Here is a 16,285-nt window from a genome sequence, read left to right as displayed (position 1 = left end):
CCTCGAGTGGCCCTCGACGGCGGCTGCGTAGAAGCCCGGGACGTCGGCATTGTCCACCGTGGCCACCGTTTCGCCGATCAGGTCGCCTGCCTGTCGCCAGCCCGAGCCGAGGACGAGGGCCACGTCGTGACGAGCGGCTCCGGTCCGCTCCGCGATGACGGCTGCAGCCTGCTCAGCCACCTCGAACGGGTCGGTGTCGGGGTCATTGAGGTCGATGGCGGGTGTGCTCACGATGAGACTCTAGCGACGTCCCTCGACGGGGCGGCTCGAAGCGGATGGCGGCGTTGGGCTGGAAGCCGACTCAGCGGCATACGGCCCTGTCGGTGGTTGGATGGGCAGGTGATCACGCGAGAGACGACGGTTGTCATCGTCGGTGGCGGCCCCGGTGGCTACGAGGCCGCGCTCGTCGGTGCCCAGCTCGGCGCGAACGTCACCATCATCGAGAGGCTCGGGCTCGGCGGCGCTGCGGTGCTCACCGACTGCGTGCCGAGCAAGGCCCTGATCGCGACGGCCGACTACATGTCCGACTTCGAGGTGGCCGGAGGGCTCGGCGTCCGACTCACCGACCACGAGGGGGACGTCGTCGACGACGTCATCGCGCAACCCCGGACCGTCAACGAGCGGATCCTCGACCTGGCGGCGGCGCAGAGCGCCGACATCCATCACAGCCTCGAGCACGCCGGCGTCCGCATCATCGAGGGCACCGGGCGCGTCGCCGCCCGGGGCCGGGTCACCGCGGAGACGGACGGCCGGACGGAGGAGATCGCCGCCGACGTCGTCCTCGTCGCAACCGGAGCGACACCACGGGTCCTGCCCTCGGCCGTCCCGGACGGGGAACGCATCCTGACGTGGCAGCAGATCTACTCGCTCACCGACCTGCCGCAGCGCATCGTGGTCATCGGCTCGGGTGTCACCGGCGCGGAGCTGGCCCAGGCCTTCCTCGGCCTGGGCTCCGAGGTGGTGCTCGTCTCGTCACGGGACCGGGTGCTCCCGGGGGAGGACGCCGACGCTGCGACCGTCATCGAGGAGGTCTTCCGCAAGCGCGGGATGGAGGTGCTCAGCAGGTCTCGCGCGGCGGGGGTGGAGCGGACTGTCTCCGGGGTCGTCGTGCGCCTCGAGGACGGCCGCACGGTCGAGGGCAGCCACGCCCTGCTCGCCGTCGGTTCCGTCCCTGCGACCGGCGGCATCGGCCTCGAGCAGCTCGGGGTCGAGCTGAGCGCCTCGGGGCACATCCAGGTCGACCGGGTGTCGCGGACGTCGGTGCCGGGCATCTACGCCGCAGGGGACTGCACCGGCGTGCTGCCTCTCGCCTCCGTCGCGGCGATGCAGGGCCGGATCGCCATGTGGCACGCGCTGGGAGACGCCGTCACGCCGCTCAACGTCCGCGGGGTAGCGGCCACGATCTTCACCGAGCCGGAGATCGCCACGGTCGGCATCGGACAGGTTGCTGCCGACGAGGCGCATGACGTGCAGTCGGTGATGCTGCCGCTCGCGCGGAACCCTCGGGCCAAGATGCAGGGCATCACCGACGGCCTCGTCAAGCTCTTCTGCCGCACCGGCTACGGGACGGTGCTCGGCGGGGTCATCGTCGCGCCGAAGGCCTCGGAGCTGATCCATCCCGTCGCCCTCGCCGTCCAGAACCGGCTCAACGTCGACCAGGTGGCGAGCACCATCACCGTCTATCCCTCGCTGTCCGGCTCCATCGCGGAGGCCGCCCGGCAGCTGCATCAACCGGAGTGAGCCCTCGGGCTCCGGCTCCGCGCCCTCCCGCGGCCGAAGCTCGCTGTGGCGTGCGGCCAGCCGAGCTGTTCCGGCGGGGCGCACACGCCGGAGGTGGGCTGGAGGCGTAGCGTCGGGACAGCAGGGGTACCCATCACCAGGGGAGAAGCGATGAGCAGCTGGATCGACAAGGCGAAGGACTTCATCAGGGGCAACCCGGACAAGGCGAGGGACGCCCTGGAGAAGGCAGAAGACATGGTCAACGAGCGGACCGGCGGGAAGTATGCCGAGCACGTCGACAAGGGCTCGGACATGGTGAGCGAGCAGCTGGGGCTGCCTCCCGAGGCCGAGGCCACGACCGCACCGGAGCCCGTGCCGTCACCGGAGACCGTGCCGTCACCGGAGCCCGCTCCGTCACCGGGACCCGCGCCCGTGCCCTCGGAGGGCCCGACACCGACGCCCACGCCCACCGAGGCCGGACCAACCGGCGCGGGCACGGGAACGGCCGAGAGCGGCGGCGCACTTCCGGACGTGCCGTCCGAGGGCGACGTCACCCTCGGCGACCCGCCGCCGGCGCCGCCCTCACGCTGACCAAACCCGGTCAAACACGCAACACGCCGAGTACCTTCCAACACACCGGCCCCGGATCCCGGTGTGTTGCAAGGTATTCGGCGTGTTGCTGTGGGGGCCGGGGCGGGTCAGGCTTCGGATTCGGCGTCCTTGATCTCGGCGAGGACCGAGCCGGACGTGACGGTCTCTCCGACGGCCGCCTTGAGGCCGGTGACGACACCGGACTTGTGCGCGTTGATCGGCTGCTCCATCTTCATCGCCTCGAGGACGATGACGAGATCGCCCTCCGCGACCGTTGCGCCCTCCTCGATGGCGATCTTGACGATGGTGCCCTGCATCGGCGCGGTGAGCGAGTCGCCCGACGCCGCGGCACCGCCCCGGCTGCCACCGGAGCGCTTCGGCGCCTTCTTCTTCGCCGTGCCGGCACCGCCGCCGCCACCGAGGGACAGCCCACCCGGCAGGGACACCTCCAGTCGCTTGCCGCCGACCTCGACGACGATCGTCTGTCGCTCAGCCACGTCCTCATCCGCGCCGTCGGCGGCAGCGAGCCCAGCGGCATACGGCTCGATCGTGTTGTCGAACTCCGTCTCGATCCAGCGGGTGTGCACGGTGAACGGCGACCCGTCCGAGGGTGCGAACGCCTCGTCGGCGACGACGGCGCGGTGGAACGGCGTCACGGTCGGCATGCCCTCGATCTCGAGCTCGTCCAAGGCTCGCCGGGCCCGCTCGATGGCCTGGGTCCGGTCACGACCGGTGACGATGAGCTTGGCGATCATCGAGTCGAACGCGCCGGCGACGGTGTCGCCCTCGACGAGGCCGGCGTCCCAGCGCACCCCGGGACCCTGCGGGACCACCATGCGCGACACGGTGCCGGGGGCAGGCAGGAAGCCGCGGCCCGCGTCCTCCCCGTTGATCCGGAACTCGATCGAGTGCGCGTGGGGCTCGGGGTCGGTGAAGGTCAGCGGCTCACGCGCCGCGATCCTGAACTGCTCCCGGACGAGGTCTATGCCGGTGACCTCCTCGGTGACCGGGTGCTCCACCTGGAGACGGGTGTTGACCTCGAGGAAGCTGATCGCTCCGTCCTGTCCGACGAGGAACTCGCACGTGCCGGCGCCGACATAGCCGGCCCCGCGCAGGATCGCCTTCGAGGCGCGGACCAGCTCGGCGTGCTGCGCCTCGGAGATGAACGGGGCCGGGGCCTCCTCGACCAGCTTCTGGTTGCGGCGCTGGAGCGAGCAGTCGCGAGTCGAGACGACCACGACATTGCCGTGGTGGTCGGCCAGGCACTGGGTCTCGACGTGGCGCGGCTTGTCGAGGAAGCGCTCGACGAAGCACTCGCCGCGGCCGAACGCCGTCACGGCCTCGCGCACCGCGGACTCGTAGAGGTCCGGGATCTCCTCGATGGTGCGGGCCACCTTGAGGCCGCGGCCACCGCCGCCGTAGGCCGCCTTGATCGCGACGGGGAGCCCGTGCTCCTTCGCGAAGGCCACCACCTCGTCCGGTCCGGACACCGGGTCCTTGGTGCCGGGGACGAGGGGGGCGTTCGACTTCGTGGCGATGTGCCGCGCCTTGACCTTGTCGCCCAGCGCGTCGATGGCGTCGGGCCCGGGGCCGATCCAGGTGAGGCCGGCGTCGATCACGGCCTGCGCGAAGTGGGCGTTCTCGGCGAGGAAGCCGTAACCGGGGTGGACCGCGTCCGCGCCTGCCTGCTTGGCGACGTCGATCAGCTTCTCCTGAACCAGGTAGCTGTCGGCCGGGGTCGACCCACCGAGGGCGTAGGCCTCATCAGCGACCTTGACGTGCAAGGCGTCCCGATCCGGCTCGGCGTAGACCGCCACCGACCCGATCCCTGAGTCCCTGCAGGCTCGCGCGATGCGCACTGCGATCTCACCACGGTTAGCGATCAGGACCTTGCTGATGGAAGCCATGCGTGGGACTTTAGCGCCTCGGCGTCGCCGCCAAATGTGCCGTCCTGGGCATTCCGCGCCAACCCGGAGTGAGGTCCGGCACACACCTGGGCGTACGTTGGCGTCATGGGTCTCTTCTCGCGCAGGAGCAGGGAGAAGCGCACTGGGGCGGATGGTGCCCCACCCGAGGCCGCCGCCGGGGAAGGACCACCCGTCGAGCTGCCGGAGGACGGCCGCCCGGTCTCGGCGCCCCTGTCGGAGGCGGAGCGATCACGGATCGCCAGGGGTCTGGCCGCACTCGCCCAAAGAGGCATCGACGTCGACGACCTCGGGGCCGTCGGCGCCGCCTACGACCTCGCGTTCGCCGAGCACCGCGGCGGTGCCGGGCAGAGCGCCGCGGAGGTCGTGGAGCTGTTCGGCATCGCCATCGGGGAGCACCTCGTCCGCCACAGCACAAGAAGCTGGGCCGTCGTCACCGACGTCTTCGGGACCGACCTCGGCCTCAGGGACGCGCGTGGCGAGACCGTCATCGTTCCCCACAACCTCGTCAGCGCCCGCTGGATGCGGGAGGAGACGGGATGGATCCCGGGCGTCGTCGGGCACCTCGTCACCCTCCGCCCCCGCGCCGTGCGTCCACGGAATGACACCTAGGATCCGACCATGGGCACCAACGCTGCTGACTCACGGAGCAAACGGGACCTCGAGGGTGGGATCAGGCGCGACTTCCGCCGCAAGCTGTCCTACGGGGACTACCTGCGCCTGGACCTGCTGCTCTCCGCACAGCAGCCCCTCAGCGATCCTCCCCAGCACGACGAGCTGCTCTTCATCATCCAGCACCAGACCTCGGAGCTGTGGCTCAAGCTGCTCGTCCACGAGCTGCGGTCCGCGCGAACGCTGCTCGGGCGGGACGACCTCGCCCCTGCGCTCAAGCGGCTCGCTCGCGTCAAGCACATCCAGCACACGTTGACCGACCAGTGGTCCGTGCTCGCGACGCTGACGCCGAGTGAGTACGCCGAGATCCGGCCTTTCCTCGCCTCGAGCTCCGGCTTCCAGTCGGCGCAGTACCGCGAGGTGGAGTTCCTCCTCGGCAACAAGAACGCCGACATGGTCGAGGTCTTCGGCCACGACCCGAAGGCGCAGTCCGAGCTGCGGACCCTGCTGCACGAGCCGAGCCTCTACGACGGATTCCTCGCCTACCTCGCCCGCCGCGGCCATGCCGTCCCCGGGGAGCTGCTCGACCGCGACTGGTCCCAGCCCTACGTCCACCACGAGGGCCTCGTCGACGTCTTCGCAGCGGTCTATGCCGCTCCGCACGACCACTGGGGCGTCTACGAGACGTGCGAGGAGCTGGTCGACATCGAGGACAACTTCCAGCAGTGGCGGTTCCGGCACCTGCAGGTGGTCCAACGCACCATCGGGCAGAAGACCGGCACGGGCGGCTCGACCGGTGTCGCCTTCCTCCGACGCGCCCTCGACCTGACCTTCTTCCCCGAGCTCTACGAGGTCCGCACCCGGATCGGCAGCTGAGCACCTGCCTTGTGAGGTGGTATGCCGCTGGGCTCGCTCTTGCACGAGAGCGGGCTCAGCGGCACACCAAGTCTGTCGCCTTGGTCAGCTGGTCTTGGCACGCACCTGCCGCTTGATGCGGGCGAGCATCGCCGCCATCCCGCGGAGCCGCAGCGGAGAGACCGCCTCCGCGAGGCCGAACCGCATGGGCACGTCTTCGGGGACGGCGAGGACCTCCGCCGCCGTGAGGCCGTCGAGGCCCTCGTGGAGGATCCCGGCGAAGCCTCGGGTCGTCGGGGACTCCGAAGGCGCGTCGAAGAAGAGGTGGACGCTGCGGTCTGTGAGCGACTCACCGTCGTCGACCTCGACGATGAGGAACAGCGGAGTCTGGCACTCGTCGACCCGTTCGAGCTTGTCGAGCTGGCCCTGGTAGCGCTCGGGCAGATCCGGCAGGTCGTCGCTGAACTCCAGCAGGAGCTGCAGCTTGAGGTCGTTGGTCGCCGCCCGGAAGTCGTCCGCGATCTCCGCCAACGATGTGGGCAGCCCTGAAAGATCGGTGCTCGTCACCTCTCGATGGGCACGCGCACGGCGTTGCCCCACTCCGTCCAGGAACCGTCGTAGTTGCGCACCGACTCGAAGCCGAGCAGGTGGGTGAGGACGAACCACGTGTGCGACGAGCGCTCCCCGATGCGGCAGTAGGCGACGACGTCATCGTCGGTGGCGAGCCCCTGCTCGCGAAGGTAGATGTCCTCGAGCTCCTCGCGGGACCTGAAGGTGCCGTCGTCGTTGGCGGCGCGGGCCCAGGGAACGGACTTCGCGCCGGGGATGTGGCCGCCGCGCATCGCGCCCTCCTGCGGATAGTCCGGCATGTGGAGCAGCTCGCCGGAGTACTCGCCGGGGGAGCGGACATCGACCATCGGCTTGCCGATGTGGTCCAGGACCTCGTCCTTGAAGGCGCGGATCGGGGCGTCGTCGCGCTCGGCGACCGGATAGCTGGCCGGCCTCGGCGTCGGCACCTCGCGCGTCAGCTCGCGACCCTCGGCGATCCACTTCGCTCTGCCCCCGTCGAGCAGCCGGACGTCGTCGTGCCCGAACAGGCTGAGCACCCACAGCGCGTAGGCCGCCCACCAGTTCGACTTGTCGCCGTAGATGACGACCGTCGTGTGCCGTGAGATGCCGCGTGAGCCCATGACCTCGGCGAAGCGGGCCCCGCCGACGTAGTCGCGCGCGACCGGGTCGTTGAGGTCGAGGTGCCAGTCGATCTTGAGGGCTCCCGGGATGTGGCCGGTGTCGTAGAGCAGGACGTCCTCGTCGGACTCGAGCAGGGCGATGCCGTCGGGGCCGCCGAGCCGTCCCGCCTCGATCTGCTCGGCGAGCCACTCCGTGGTGACCAGTCGCTCAGGGTGCGCGTAGGCCGCGATCTTCGTCTCCACCGGCGTCGTGTCCTCGACAGTCATGGTGTCCATGGTGTCACGGCCAGCCGAACGCGAGACAGGGGGTGGTCATAACGCTTGCTTTTGCTTGATGCCCCTCGAGCGGCTCGGTTCCGCGCTGTCGGGGCCGTCGGGACCGTCGAGGCCGTCGAGGCCATGGGAGCCGTCGAGGCGGTCCAGGTCGGACCGGCACCGCTCGGCGAACTCGCCGAGCTCGCCGATCGCGTCCTGGACGTCCTTGAGCCGCTGCTCGAGGTCGGCTCGGCGCGCGTCGATCTGGCCGAGCACGTACTCGAGCTGGGCGCGGCGGCCCCGCGGTGCGTCGAACAGGTCGATGATGGTGCGGATCTCCTCGAGCGGGAACCCCAGCCGCTTGCCGCGCAGGACGAGGTTGAGCCGGGTCCGGTCCCGCCGGTGGTAGATGCGCTGGGTCCCCCGCCGCTCAGGGGTGATGAGGCCCAGGTCCTCGTAGTGGCGGACGGCGCGGTGCGTCACGCCGAACTCGTCGGCGATCTGGGCAATCGTCCACGTCCGGCCACTTGTCATGGGAGTGATCATGCTTTACGTTTACGTAAGCGTCAACCGTCAGGGGCTCCGCCCCCGACTGCCCCCGAAAGACCCGCGTGGCCGGGTAGTCGTGGAAGGACAGACATGTTCGAGCTGAGCCAGGAGCACGAGGACTTCCGCAAGGTCGTCCGCGACTTCGCTGAGAAGGAGGTCGCCCCCAACATCGCGAAGTGGGACGCGGAGAGCCACTTCCCAGCCGATCTCGTCCCCAAGATGGGCGAGCTCGGCCTCTTCGGTCTCGTCGTGCCGGAGGAGTACGGGGGCAGCGCCGGCGAGGGCCAGGGCGACTTCACCAGCCTCTGCGTGGCCATCGAGGAGCTCGGCCGGGTCGACCAGTCCATCGGGATCACGCTGTCCGCCGGGGTCGGCCTCGGCATCAACCCGATCCTCACCTACGGCAACGACGAGCAGAAGCAGCGCTTCCTGCCAGACCTCGTGGCCGGCCGGGCGCTTGCCGGCTTCGGACTGACCGAGCCGGAGGCCGGCTCCGACGCGGCGGCAACCAGGACTCGTGCCGCGCGGGACGGCCACGAGTGGGTCATCAACGGCGCCAAGGCGTTCATCACGAACTCCGGCACGGAGATCACGTCGGTCGTGACGGTGACCGCCCGGACCGGCACCAACGAGGACGGGACCGCCCGGATCTCCGCGATCATGGTCCCGTCGGGCACGCCGGGCTTCACCGTGGAGCCCGCGTACCACAAGCTCGGCTGGCACGTGTCCGACACCCACGGTCTCACCTTCGAGGACTGCCGGGTCCCCATCGAGAACCTGCTCGGCGAGGAGGGCGAGGGCTTCAAGCAGTTCCTCAAGACCCTCGACGACGGCCGCATCGCCATCTCCGCCCTCGCGGTGGGCTGTGCGCAGGCCTGCCTGGAGCTCGCCACCGACTACGCCAGGACCCGCATCGCGTTCGGCAGGCCCATCGGCGTCAACCAGGGCGTCTCCTTCAAGCTCGCCGACCTGGCCGTCATGGTCGAGGCCGCTCGGACCCTCACGTACAAGGCTGCCTGGCTCAAGGACGAGCTCCACGAGGGGCGCCGCTCCGTCAAGGAGGTCAAGCACGCCGCCGCGATCGCCAAGCTCTACTCGACGGAGGCCGCCGTGTCGGCGACGCGCATCGCCACCCAGGTGTTCGGCGGCAACGGCTTCATGGAGGAGTTCCCCGTGGCGCGGTTCTACCGGGACGCAAAGATCCTCGAGATCGGCGAGGGCACGTCGGAGGTCCAGCGCATGCTCATCGCGCGCGGTCTCGGCCTCCCGCAGTCCTGAGCCGTGCGGATCAACAGGCAGGATGGGCCGTATGCCGCTGAGTGACCTCCCAGCCCCGGCCCCCTTCGCGTCGGACTCCCTCCGTGACGGCGTCCACGACGACGAGCGCGTCGCCGACGTCCGCGCGCGCCTCAACGCGGCCTGGGCCGCATCGGCGCAGGCGCCGGAGAAGGCCCAGGCGAAGCTCGATGCGCAGGGCAAGATCTATGTCCGCGACCGGATCGCGTTGCTCTTCGACGACGGGTCCTTCGTCGAGGACGGCCGGTACGCCAACGCCCTTTCGCCGGGCCTGCCGGCCGATGGCGTGGTGACCGGTCGGGGAACCGTGGATGGCCGGCCCGCGATCGTCATCGCCAACGACCCGACCGTCAAGGCGGGCTCATGGGGCAGCCGCACGGTCGAGAAGATCGTGCGCGCCACCGAGATGGCCCTGCGCGAGGAGCTGCCGGTCTTCTGGTTCGTCGACTCCGCCGGGGCCCGCATCACCGACCAGGTCGAGATGTTCCCGGGCCGCCGAGGCGCCGGTCGGATCTTCCACAACCAGGTTGCGCTCTCCGGCAAGGTGCCGCAGATCTGCTGCCTCTTCGGGCCGTCCGCCGCGGGAGGCGCGTACATCCCGAGCTTCTGCGACCTGATCGTCATGGTCGAGGGCAATGCCTCCATGTACCTGGGCAGCCCGCGCATGGCCGAGATGGTCGTGGGCGAGAAGGTCACCCTCGAGGAGATGGGCGGTGCCCGGATGCACTGCACGGTCTCCGGAGTCGGGGACCTGCTCGCCCAGGACGACGTCGAGGCGATCGAGCTGGCCAAGCTGTACTTCTCCTACGTGCCCGGAACGTGGCGTGACCGGCCGCCGAGCTACCACGCCGAGGAGCCGTCGGCGCCCCTCACGAAGCACACCGTCCCGGAGCGCGAGTCCGTGCCCTTCGACATCCACACCGTGATCGACGGGCTCGTCGACGAGGAGTCGTTCTTCGAGGTCAAGCCGCTCTGGGCCGGCGAGCTCGTCATCGGCTTCGGTCGGATGGACGGTGAGACGGTCGGCATCGTCGCGAACAACTCGATGGTCAAGGGCGGCGTCCTCTTCACCGACAGCGCGGACAAGGCCACCCGTTTCATCTGGCTCTGCGACGCCTTCAACATCCCGCTCATCTATCTCGCGGACGTCCCCGGCTTCATGATCGGGTCCGAGGTGGAGCGCGGGGGCATCATCCGGCACGGCGCGAAGATGGTCAGCGCGGTGTCCTCTGCGACCGTGCCACAGTTCTGCGTGGTCGTCCGCAAGGCCTACGGAGCCGGCCTCTACGCCATGGCCGGCCCGGGCTTCGGACCGGACGCGACAATCGCCCTGCCGACGGCCCGGATCGCGGTGATGGGACCGGAGGCCGCGGTCAACGCCGTGTACGCGAACAAGATCGCGCAGGTCGAGGCGGCTGACGGGCCCGAAGCACGCGACGCCTTCGTGGCCGCGCGCCGCGCCGAGTACGAGGAGGACGTCGACATCGAGCGGCTCGCCGCGGATCTCGTGCTGGACTCGATCATCGAGGCGGACGAGCTGCGTGCGGACCTCGTTCGCCGGCTGGCCTATGCTGCCCGGCGTGACCGTCACTTCAGCGAACGACGCCGCTCAGTCCCGCCGGTCTGAGCCGCGGCTGGCGGAGCGGCTCGAGCGCGTCGATCACGAGGCCGAGGCGCGGGCCGTCTGGTGGCGCCGCTTCGGGTTCTGGTTCCCGGTCGCCGTCTACGCGATCTCGCGGATCTACGTCCTCATTGCCGGCATCCTGCTGGCCAAGGGCCAGATCGCGTTGCCCATCGGGCTGGAGCGCATCCGCATCTCGTACCCGTTGCCGGCCGACCCGGGCTATCTCGCCGCGATGACGAACTGGGACGGGCAGTGGTACCGCGTCATCGCCGAGGAAGGCTACCCACGGGTCCTGCCACGAGTCGGCCACGGCGGCATCGACATGAACCCCTGGGCGTTCTTCCCCGTCTTCCCGCTCACCGTCGGGGCGATCATGACGGTCACGGGACTGCCGTTCGTCGTCGTCGGTCCGGTGCTCTCGACCCTCGTCGGGTTCGCCGCGATGTTCCTGCTCTTCAAGCTCATTGACCAAGCCGTCGGTCGCTGGGAGGCCATCGTCGCGGTCGTGGCCACCTGCTTCTACATCGCCTCGCCGGTGTTCTCGGCCGCGTACACCGAGTCGGCCGCCCTGCTCCTGGTCGTGGCGATCCTGCTGCTGCTGCGGGCCAGGCGGTACTGGTGGGTGGCCGTCCTGCTCGTCGTGCTGGCCCTGACGCGCAACGTCGTCATCGCCATGGTGCCGGTCATCATCGCGCACGCCGTGGTCCGCTGGCGCCAAGGGGACGAAGGCCCGCACCCGGTCCGCTTCCGCTGGGGAATGGTGGCGCTGGCGGCGTGGGCCGGAGTGCTCACGTTGCTGTGGCCGACGATCGTCTCGGTGGTCACGCAGACCCCGGACGCGTACAACCAGACGATGCTCGCCTGGAACATCCAGACGAAGGTCAAGCTCTACATGTGGTGGAACCTGCTCTACACCTACTGGGGCGTCGTCGGACAGGGCCTCGGCATCCTCGCAGTGGCGGCCTTCACCTGGTTCATGCTCTCGAAGCACTCGTGGCGCTGGGGACCCGAGATCTGGGGCTGGGCCGGGGCCTATCCGGGCTACATCCTGCTCGTGACGAGCACGACGCCGAGCCGGGTCCGCTACGCGCTGCTGGCCTTCCCGATGACGCTCATCATCGCGTGGTTCCTCAAGCTGCGGTGGTGGAGCCGGTGGCGTTACTGGATCCTCGGCGCCATCGTCATCGTCGGCGCCATCCAGATGTGGTGGTGGCTGGAGAACTACCTCGTCATCAAGAACCTCGCCGACGACCTCTACCCCTAGCCGAGATGGCGCGTGTTGCCGGGCGGGGGCTGTGTCCCCATCGAGTGAACAGCTTTCGGACCCCTCGGCGAAGCCGCTCCGCCCGAAAGCTGTTCACTCGATTGCCGGACGGCTTGCCGGGTCAGCGGATGCCCCGGGGTCAGCTGGTGACGATGTCGAACCAGCCGACGCCGGCATCTGCCAGCAGGTCTCGCAGCAGCGGCAGCGACAACCCGACCACGTTGTGGTGGTCGCCCTCGATCCCGGCGACGAAGGCTCCACCGAGGCCGTCGATGGTGAAGGCGCCCGCCACCTGCAGCGGCTCGCCCGTCGCGACGTAGGCGTCGATCTCCTCATCGGAGATCCGGGCGAAGTGGACCGTCGTCGAGGCGACCGCCCCGATCGTCGCGCCACCGGAGTCGCGGTCGTCGACGAGCCAGTGGCCGGTGTGCAGGACCCCGGTCCGACCCCGCATCCGACGCCACCGCGCCACCGCCTCCGCCGTGGTGGCGGGCTTGCCGTGCACCTCGCCGTCGAGCTCGAGCACGGAGTCACAGCCGAGGACCAGCGCCGGCGACTCGTTGCGGCTCGCCACGTCCTCGGCCTTCGCCCGGGCCAGGACCAGGGCGATGTCGACCGCCCCCAGCGGCCCGTACCGGTCGAGCGCCTCGGCCACCACGCGGTCCTCGTCGACCTCGCTCACCACGACTGTCGGCTCGACGCCCGCGCCCCGCAGGGTCTTGAGCCGCGCCGGTGAGGCGGAACCCAGCACGAGCGGGACGGGGCGGTCGGGCGGCAGCGAGCTCAGCGGCATACGACGGAAGATACGGCACGGGCAGCGAACGGCACCGCCCCGCGAAGGCAGCGCCGCGTCGGCGCGTCAAGCGGTCAGAACTCCTCGAGCACCGCCGCCCGCAACGTGTCCAGACCCACCCCGCCGATGTCGAGGGCCCGGCGGTGGAAGCTCTTGAGGTCGAACGCGTCCCCCTGACGCCGCTTGACCTCGTCACGCAGCTGGAGCCACAGGCGCTCGCCGATCTTGTACGCGGGAGCCTGGCCCGGCCAGCCCAGGTAACGGTTCAGCTCGAAGCGCAGCGTCTTCTCGTCCATGAAGCCGTAGCGGGTCAGGTAGGTCCACGCCTTGTCGTAGTCCCACGCCCCACCGCCGACCTCCGCCGGCGCCTCGAAGCCACAGTGCACGCCGATGTCGATGACGACCCGCGCAGCTCGAAGTGACTGCCCGCCAAGCCAACCCATGCGGTTACCGGGGTCGTCCATGTAGCCGAGCTCAGCCATGAGGCGCTCCGCGTAGAGCGCCCAACCCTCCGCGTGGCCCGAGGTGAACGACTCGAGGCGGCGCCACCTGTTCAGCAGTGCGGACCGGTACACGGTCTGCGCGATCTGCAGGTGGTGGCCCGGGACGCCCTCGTGGTAGACGGTCGTCAGCTCGTTCCAGGTGAGGAACTCGGTCTTGCCCTTGGGGACGCTCCACCACATGCGTCCCGGCCGGCTGAAGTCGTCGCTCGGGCCGGTGTAGTAGATGCCCCCGGTCTGGGTGGGAGCGATCATGCACTCGATGCGCTGGACCGGCTCGGGGATGTCGAAGTGGACGTCCGTGAGGTTGCGGATCACCTCGTCCGCGCGCTCCTGCATCCACGACTTGAGCGCGTCCGTGCCGTGGAGCTGGTACGTCGGGTCGCTGTCGAGGACCTCGACTGCTCGCGCGACGCTGGCGCCCGGCTCGAGGCCCTCCGCGATCTCCATCATCTGGGCGTGGAGACTCGCGACCTCCCGCTGGCCCCACGCGTAGGTCTCCTCGAGGTCGACGGTCGCGCCGAGGAAGTAGCGCGACTCGAGCGCGTAGCGCTCCCGCCCGCAGGCGTCGGCCTCCGGGGCGTGCGGGAGCAGCTCCCGCTCCAGCCAGTCAGCCATGGTGCCGTATGCCGCCGACGCCACGTTCGCCGCGGCCGCCAGCTCGGCCTTGACGTTGCCTTCGAGGGGGCCGTCGGCAGTCTGCGCGCGGGTGAGCAGGGTGGCGAAGTAGCCGTCGTCCGCCGTCAGGTCGCGCGACTGCTCCGCACAGGCGACGACCTGGCGTCGCGGCGAGACGAGGCCCCGCTCGCGGGCCGCCAGCAGCGACTCCCGGTACCCCTCGAGGGCCGCTGGAATCCGGGACATGCGGACCGCGAAGGTCTGCCAGTGCGCCTCGGACTCCTGGGGCATGAGGTCGAAGATGTCGCGCACCAGCTGCAAGGGGGAGGCCAGCACATTGAGGGCCATCTCATCGAGCCCTGCAGCGTGGCGCTGCTCGGCCAGCTCCAGCCGGTCGGTCAAGGCGGCGATGGTGACCCGGTCGACGTCGTCCATCGGCGTGGCCGTCGCCAGCTCCGCGAGCGTCGCGCGCCGCAGGTCGCTGTGGGCGGCGTGGCCGGCAGGGGACAGGTCGTCGAGCTCGTCCTCGCGACCCGGCACGCCCAGGTAGGTGGCCTGGATCGGGCTGAGCTCGACCATCGCGTCGAAGTACTTCTCGGCGAGGTGGTCGACCTCGGTCTGGGGGCGCGTGAGGGGCGCCTCGGTGGAGGTGGTGGTGTCAGTCACCGATCGAACGTATCCCAGCCGGTGGCCCTGCGGACACCGGGTGCCCCACGACCGAGTGGCGTCCTAGTTGTCGTCCGCCTGGTCGTCGCCGCCGTCATCGGTGTTCTTCTTCTTGCCCTTCTTGGCGTCGTCAGCCTCGCCTCCCGAGTCATCGGAGCCACCGGAGTCACCCGAGTCACCCGAGCCACCGGAGTCACCGGCGGCGACGATGAGCACGACGACGCCGTCGGTTGCGGCCTCGCCCGACGTGGGCCAGCTGCCGATGACGGTGCCTGGCGCGGCGGCGGAGGGAACGGGGGCGGTGCTGTAGCGCAGGTTCTCGCGCTTGAGGACCGTCGTCGCGGCGTCGGCTGTCGCGCCCACCAGGCCCTCGGGCACCTCCACTGGCTCGACCCCGCCGGGCAGCTGGCCGCGACTGACGACGAGGACCGCGGTCTGACCTTGCACCATGGCCTCGCCCTTCCGCGGGAACGTGCCGATGACCTGGCCCTCGGGGGCGCCCGACCGGACGAGGGCCCAGCGGACGTTGAGTCCCCGCGAGATGAGCTCGTCGACGACATCGGCTCGTTCGCGACCGACGGCATCGCGAGGCATGGCGGGACCGTCCGGAGTGACCGGGTCCTCGGTCTGCAGCTGCTCCTCGGTCGTGGTCGAGGGTGCCGCGGCAGGCGGGCCCACCGGCTCGTCGCCCCGGGTCAGCGCCAGCGTGGCCGCTGACGCGATGACGACGGCCACGACGGCCGCGACGACCCAACGCACGCGGGAACGGCCCGGGTGAGAGGTCCGCGAGGCCTGGGCGCGCCCGCGGTGCGGCGCCCGTGAGGCGTCGGCGCGGTCCTGGGAGTCGGTGGCCCGGGGGCTCGGGAGGGCGTGTGTGGCGGCGGGGAGGACGCTCGTGGCGGGGTGCTGGTCCGGCCGGGGGAGGGGAGCCGTCGGCGCACTCTGGCCAGGCCTGGCCGCGGCGACCTGGCGCAGCGCGTCGGCCATTGCCGCGACATCCGGGAACCGGTCGCGGGAGTCGGTGGCCGTGGCTCGGGCCACCACCTCGTCGAGTGCGATCGGGACGTCCGGGACGAGCGCGCTCGGTCGGGGGACCTCGCTGTCGAGGTGGCGCAGTGCGACGGTCACCAGGGAGTCACCGTCGAAGGGCACCGTGCCGGTGACCATCTGGAAGAGGAGGACGCCCACCGAGTACTGGTCGGAGGCCTCGTTCGCCGGCTCACCGCGCACCATCTCGGGGGAGACGTACTGCGCCGTCCCCATGATCGTGCCGGTCTCCGTCAGGGACGAGCCAGCGAGCGCCCGGGCGATCCCGAAGTCGGTCACCTTGACCATGCCGTCCGGCGTGATGATGACGTTGCTCGGCTTGATGTCCCGGTGGACGAAGCCAGCCTCGTGTGCCGCGCCGAGGGCATCGCACACCTGGGCGGTCATCCGGGCGGCTTCCTGCGCCGGGATCCGCCCACGCTCGGCGAGCAGCTTGGCCAGGTCGCGGCCCTCGACGAGCTCCATGACGATGAAGTGCGTCGCCCCGTCCTGGCCGTAGTCGAGAATCCGCGCCACCGAAGGGTGCGTGAGGCGCGCCGACATCAGCGCCTCGCGGCGGAACCGCTCGATGAAGTCGCCGGAGCCGGCGAGCTCCCCGCGCAGCAGCTTGACGGCGACCCTTCGGTGGAGACGCGTATCCGTGGCGACATGGACCTCGCCCATGCCTCCTGCGGCGATGCGGGACTCCAGCTGGTAGCGACCTGCAAGCATCACGACGTCTTCAGGGGTTCGAATGGCACAAGGAGAGAGGCTAGACCACTACGGCCTCGGATGTGATATC

At 70.2% G+C, this 16,285-nt stretch carries 14 protein-coding genes and 1 pseudogene; 7 read left to right on the top strand and 8 right to left on the bottom strand.

The window, feature by feature from the left end:
* Nucleotides 1–231 (bottom strand): annotated as a pseudogene (locus VJN29_RS18235) (purine-nucleoside phosphorylase); the annotation flags it as partial.
* A gap of 108 nt (nucleotides 232–339) precedes the next feature.
* Here VJN29_RS18235 and VJN29_RS18230 point away from each other — a divergent pair.
* On the top strand, nucleotides 340–1,740 hold the full coding sequence (locus tag VJN29_RS18230) for an NAD(P)H-quinone dehydrogenase (protein WP_324145061.1): 1,401 nt from the start codon (nucleotides 340–342) through the stop codon (nucleotides 1,738–1,740).
* A gap of 150 nt (nucleotides 1,741–1,890) precedes the next feature.
* On the top strand, nucleotides 1,891–2,310 hold the full coding sequence (locus VJN29_RS18225) for an antitoxin (RefSeq protein ID WP_324145060.1): 420 nt from the start codon (nucleotides 1,891–1,893) through the stop codon (nucleotides 2,308–2,310).
* A 107-nt stretch (nucleotides 2,311–2,417) separates the two neighbouring features.
* Here VJN29_RS18225 and VJN29_RS18220 read toward each other — a convergent pair whose 3' ends face one another.
* On the bottom strand, nucleotides 2,418–4,217 hold the full coding sequence (locus VJN29_RS18220; protein ID WP_324145059.1) for an acetyl/propionyl/methylcrotonyl-CoA carboxylase subunit alpha: 1,800 nt from the start codon (nucleotides 4,215–4,217) through the stop codon (nucleotides 2,418–2,420).
* A gap of 105 nt (nucleotides 4,218–4,322) precedes the next feature.
* On the opposite strand from VJN29_RS18220, the gene VJN29_RS18215 reads away from it, so the two are divergent.
* Entirely contained in the window at nucleotides 4,323–4,847 is a 525-nt protein-coding gene (locus VJN29_RS18215; RefSeq protein WP_324145058.1) for a DUF3806 domain-containing protein, read from the top strand.
* Between the two features lie 9 nt (nucleotides 4,848–4,856).
* The gene (locus tag VJN29_RS18210; RefSeq protein ID WP_324145057.1) at nucleotides 4,857–5,723 is read left to right on the top strand and encodes a tryptophan 2,3-dioxygenase; all 867 of its coding nucleotides are present in this window, start codon (nucleotides 4,857–4,859) and stop codon (nucleotides 5,721–5,723) included.
* An 84-nt stretch (nucleotides 5,724–5,807) separates the two neighbouring features.
* On the opposite strand, the gene VJN29_RS18205 is transcribed toward VJN29_RS18210, so the two are convergent.
* The 3 genes from VJN29_RS18205 to VJN29_RS18195 are packed head-to-tail and all read right to left on the bottom strand — an operon-like array spanning nucleotide 5,808 to nucleotide 7,681.
* A complete protein-coding gene (locus VJN29_RS18205; RefSeq protein WP_324145056.1) occupies nucleotides 5,808–6,269 on the bottom strand; it encodes a SufE family protein in 462 nt (153 codons plus the stop codon).
* On the bottom strand, nucleotides 6,266–7,159 hold the full coding sequence (locus VJN29_RS18200; protein WP_324145055.1) for a sulfurtransferase: 894 nt from the start codon (nucleotides 7,157–7,159) through the stop codon (nucleotides 6,266–6,268). The genes VJN29_RS18205 and VJN29_RS18200 overlap by 4 nt, the downstream gene beginning before the upstream one ends.
* A gap of 45 nt (nucleotides 7,160–7,204) precedes the next feature.
* Nucleotides 7,205–7,681, bottom strand: a complete 477-nt coding sequence (locus VJN29_RS18195; RefSeq protein ID WP_324145054.1) for a MerR family DNA-binding transcriptional regulator — start codon at nucleotides 7,679–7,681, stop codon at nucleotides 7,205–7,207.
* Nucleotides 7,682–7,786: 105 nt separating this feature from the next.
* On the opposite strand from VJN29_RS18195, the gene VJN29_RS18190 reads away from it, so the two are divergent.
* Genes VJN29_RS18190 through VJN29_RS18180 form a run of 3 tightly spaced genes read left to right on the top strand, consistent with a single transcriptional unit; the run spans nucleotide 7,787 to nucleotide 11,880 of the window.
* Nucleotides 7,787–8,974 carry an acyl-CoA dehydrogenase family protein gene (locus tag VJN29_RS18190; RefSeq protein WP_324145053.1) on the top strand — a complete coding sequence of 396 codons (1,188 nt, stop codon included), beginning with the start codon at nucleotides 7,787–7,789 and terminating at the stop codon, nucleotides 8,972–8,974.
* A gap of 31 nt (nucleotides 8,975–9,005) precedes the next feature.
* Nucleotides 9,006–10,619: an acyl-CoA carboxylase subunit beta gene (locus tag VJN29_RS18185; protein WP_324145052.1), complete on the top strand. Its 1,614-nt coding sequence runs from the start codon at nucleotides 9,006–9,008 to the stop codon at nucleotides 10,617–10,619.
* Complete coding sequence (locus tag VJN29_RS18180) at nucleotides 10,573–11,880, top strand: hypothetical protein (RefSeq protein ID WP_324145051.1); 1,308 nt, start codon at nucleotides 10,573–10,575, stop codon at nucleotides 11,878–11,880. The genes VJN29_RS18185 and VJN29_RS18180 overlap by 47 nt, the downstream gene beginning before the upstream one ends.
* A gap of 139 nt (nucleotides 11,881–12,019) precedes the next feature.
* On the opposite strand, the gene VJN29_RS18175 is transcribed toward VJN29_RS18180, so the two are convergent.
* From VJN29_RS18175 to VJN29_RS18165, 3 genes are all read right to left on the bottom strand, one after another.
* A complete protein-coding gene (locus VJN29_RS18175; RefSeq protein ID WP_324145050.1) occupies nucleotides 12,020–12,673 on the bottom strand; it encodes a nucleoside triphosphate pyrophosphatase in 654 nt (217 codons plus the stop codon).
* Between the two features lie 74 nt (nucleotides 12,674–12,747).
* Nucleotides 12,748–14,457 carry a DUF885 domain-containing protein gene (locus VJN29_RS18170; RefSeq protein ID WP_324145049.1) on the bottom strand — a complete coding sequence of 570 codons (1,710 nt, stop codon included), beginning with the start codon at nucleotides 14,455–14,457 and terminating at the stop codon, nucleotides 12,748–12,750.
* A 63-nt stretch (nucleotides 14,458–14,520) separates the two neighbouring features.
* Complete coding sequence (locus tag VJN29_RS18165) at nucleotides 14,521–16,215, bottom strand: protein kinase domain-containing protein (RefSeq protein ID WP_324145048.1); 1,695 nt, start codon at nucleotides 16,213–16,215, stop codon at nucleotides 14,521–14,523.
* Nucleotides 16,216–16,285 lie beyond the last annotated feature (70 nt).

Origin of the sequence: Intrasporangium sp. (assembly GCF_035280925.1) — a bacterium.
In the GTDB taxonomy this organism is placed as follows: Bacteria; Actinomycetota; Actinomycetes; order Actinomycetales; family Dermatophilaceae; genus Intrasporangium.
The sequence above is the reverse complement of the archived record's forward strand: the minus strand, read 5'-3'. Positions and strand labels throughout refer to the sequence as shown.